Origin of the sequence: Mailhella massiliensis, assembly GCF_020741395.1 — a bacterium.
Classification (GTDB): domain Bacteria; phylum Desulfobacterota; class Desulfovibrionia; order Desulfovibrionales; family Desulfovibrionaceae; genus Mailhella; species Mailhella massiliensis_A.
On the sequence record NZ_DYZA01000025.1, the window covers coordinates 1 to 3,305 of the forward strand.

The following is a 3,305-nucleotide window of genomic DNA, read 5'->3' on the forward strand; positions in this document are numbered from 1 at the left end:
GCCGCAAGTGGAGCTCCATGACCTCTGCCCCTATCTGAAACTTACCCTGAGCCGCCACCAGCGAGCATGGAAAATGGAAGACAAATACCGGATGACATTCAAGACTCCGAAGGCATGGACTTCCGCTATTGCGTTTGCCGACGAATACCACCTGGTTTTTTCTCGTGAACTTCCCTGCCGAGATGATGAAGACAGAGGCGGTATGGGACTTGTCCCCATCAATCGAGCGGTGGAAGAAGGCATACTACTCCAGGAGAATTACAGTGTGTTGCGTGGACTCACGGAACCTCTTTTCATTCTTCGAGTACGAGACCGCTCAACAGAAAAAAGCCATACCCGTCAACACGTCTATGGAGCGACAAAGACTCCCTCCGGTTGGAAAATTTATAACGATTGGGAATTACTTTTATTTCTTAATACTTTTGCCGACAAGCCACGCCAGTTGAACGCAACGTCAATAGTGGCCGTTCATCCTCAAAAAGAAGATTTTGAAGAAGCAGAACAATGGCTTTCCGATCACCTGGAAGAATTCCATCTTCCTTTTACCGTCCCTTACATAGAACATATCGTCTGTTTCTGTTCAGAAAAAAAACAGGAACACGCTTAAAAGTCTTCGCAACTTTATCCTGAGGATACATATGTTGAAGCTGAATCTATCTCCTCTGACAAACACCTGTTACCGGAAAACCGTCGGCCTGCGTGAGCACGCTCGCACGGACTGAGGGCACGGAACGGCGCACGGCGAGGCAAAGCACGCCCTGCCCTCATGCCCGGAGCGTTCCCCACCCTTTCCGGCGGAAGGACTTCCCCCCTTTATGCCAAGCTCCACGGGATGGCGGCGCACCGGAGGAAGGCCTGCACTTTCACCCAGACAACGGCAGCGGGTCGAAGGAGAGCCTGCGCATCAGGAAGGCCTTTGCCCTGCCTGCTGCGGGGCCCGGGGGGAGGTCACCTCCCCCGGCGGGGTCCGGGGCGGAGCCCCGCGTGCCTTTCCTCTCTTTCTGCCTTTCAGCTCCCGGCCGGGGCTTCGCCTCCGGGGGGGAGGGAAAGGGATTTTTCCAGGTTTTCGGCAAGGCGCAGGGTATGTTCGGCGCGGGCGGAGACTCCGGCGCGAATTTTTCCGAGCACGTCGAGGTAGGTACGCAGGGCGGAGGCCTCTTCGGCGAGCACGGCGAGGGCGGGCACGAAGCCTTCGCTCACGGCACGGCCGTAGGCGGAGGTCAGCTCCTCCATATTCTGGTTGAGCAGTTCCTCAAGGCGGGCGCGCTGTTCCTTCACCCATTTGCGCACGGCCTCTTCCTTGCGTTCCATGAAAATGCGGCGGCAGCGGGAAGGATTGCCAAGCTTCATGAGGGTCCACACCACGCTTCCCACCACGGCCACGGGGAGCACGGCCCACCAGCCCATATTGCCGAGCACGATGCCGAGGCCGAGTCCGCCGCCGCGGCGTATGGCGAGGCCCACGGCCACAAGGCCCATTTTCTTCATGAGGGAAGAGGCGTTCACCAGCCAGCGCTCCCTTTTGAAGGGCACTTCGCCCATGGACTGGAGGTCCACGTCCTCCACGGCCACGGCCTCAAGGCAGAGCACGGAAATTTCCCGCATGCGCTCGCCGAACTGGCGCAGCTTCTCATTCCAGTCCTTCTGCACGTCGCGGCGGCCTGCAAGCAGCTCCTCCAGGGATTCCCGGGCGATGCGCGGCACTTCCTCCTCGTCGAAGCCCTTCCAGTTCTTCTGGCGGAACATGCCGGTATAGCCCAGAGTGTCGGCATGGCGGTTCGCGGCGTCCATGATGCGCAGCACTATGGTTTCCTGCCAGGCATCGAGGGCTCTTTCCTGTTCCTTGCGCCAGGAATCCATATCCACGGAAGCGGCGCTCGCCACGGACCATGCCTGAGTGGAACAGCTTTGTATCACGCTCTCCAGCCTCTGCACATGGGAATGGAGAAGTTCCTCATGGCGAACATCCGGCAGGCGGGAAAGCTCCCTCTCCAGAACCTTTTTCGCCTCCTCCCGCGCGGCCCGGGCGATTTCCGCGCCGCGCATGCGGATGCGCTCCCCGCGCTCGGCCGCATTCCTCTTCTTTCCCGAAGCGGCGTGTTCCATGAGGGCGCACAGCTTCTGGAAGCCCTCTTTGGCGGCATGGCCCGCACAGCGCTGCTCCATGGCCTCGCGCGCGTTCAGATCCACAAGGCCGAGCACCTTCATGCCGTGGGCGGCGGCGCTTTTCATAAGCAGCTCCGCCCGCGCCATGGCCTCCGATCGGCTCTGCTTTTCGTTCAGCCTGTCCACGCCCGTCACCACACCTATGACGGAAGCGGCCCTGCCGGAGCGGGCGAGCTGGCGCAGAAGCTCCTCTTCCGAGGCGGATTCCGGCCTGCGCGCATCCATAACGAACACAAGACAGTCCGCGGCGAGACATTCCTCAAAGGCCAGCACGTTCTGCACCGGATCGGTGGCGTTGAGGCCCGGGGTATCCACCAGAACCATGCCGTGGCGAAGGATGCCCGCCGGCACTTCCACCTCCACGCGGGCGGAAAAAATACTGCCCCTTTCCCGGGCGGAAAGGAAGGAGCGCAAATCTTCGGGGGAAAGCAGTTTCTGTTCCCCGCGCTCTTTTGCGCCAGTGCGCAGCTCCTCAAGGCGTTCTGCGAACACGCCCTCCTTCCCTTCGGAAGCGAAATATGCGCCCATGCGGGCACATTCCTCTTCGCTGAGGAAGCGAACCGTGCCCGAAAAATCCCCGCCCCAGCGGAAGCGCGCCACAGCCGCCGTTTCCGGCACGGCTTCGCGCACCGGGGAGTATTCCCCGCAAAGCAGGGCATTGACCAGCGAGCTCTTGCCGCGCTTGCCTTCGCCTACCATGACTACGGTAAAGGGCTGCTCCGCCATGAGGTGACGCAGATCGACGAGGGCGCGGGCCGTATCCAGGGCGCCTGCGGAAAGCGCCGCCCTTTCAAGCGCCAGGGAAGCCTTTTCCGCACCCTCAAAGCCCACGGCCACGGCAAATTCCTCCTCGCGGGGGGAGAAAAGGGCGAAAATGCGCTGCGTCCGGAGCTCGCGCAAATAGCGCGCCGCCCCGCCGTACTGGTTCACGGCATGGGCCGCCATGTCCGTACAGGCCGCTCCCGCTTCGGAAAGCATGGCGGAAAAGGCCGAAAGCGTAGGGGAAAGAATACTTTTGCGGGGGCTTTTGCGCTGCGCCACGCCCCCTTCCATGACTACGCGCGAATCGTCCTCCCCGCCCTGCCGGGGCTTGAAAAGCAGCTGCCAGCCCTCCACGGAAGGCATGTGAAGCATGCCCC

Annotated in this window: 2 protein-coding genes; one reads left to right on the forward strand and one right to left on the reverse strand. The window is 61.2% G+C overall.

What is annotated here, in order from left to right; translation table 11 throughout:
- The coding region (locus tag K8W16_RS01345) for a hypothetical protein (RefSeq protein ID WP_304120491.1) at window positions 1-607 on the forward strand (607 nt) is incomplete at its 5' end.
- A 401-nt stretch (window positions 608-1,008) separates the two neighbouring features.
- Here K8W16_RS01345 and K8W16_RS01350 read toward each other — a convergent pair.
- Window positions 1,009-3,305 (reverse strand): dynamin family protein (locus K8W16_RS01350; protein ID WP_304120493.1); only part of this gene is annotated, 2,297 nt, incomplete at its 5' end.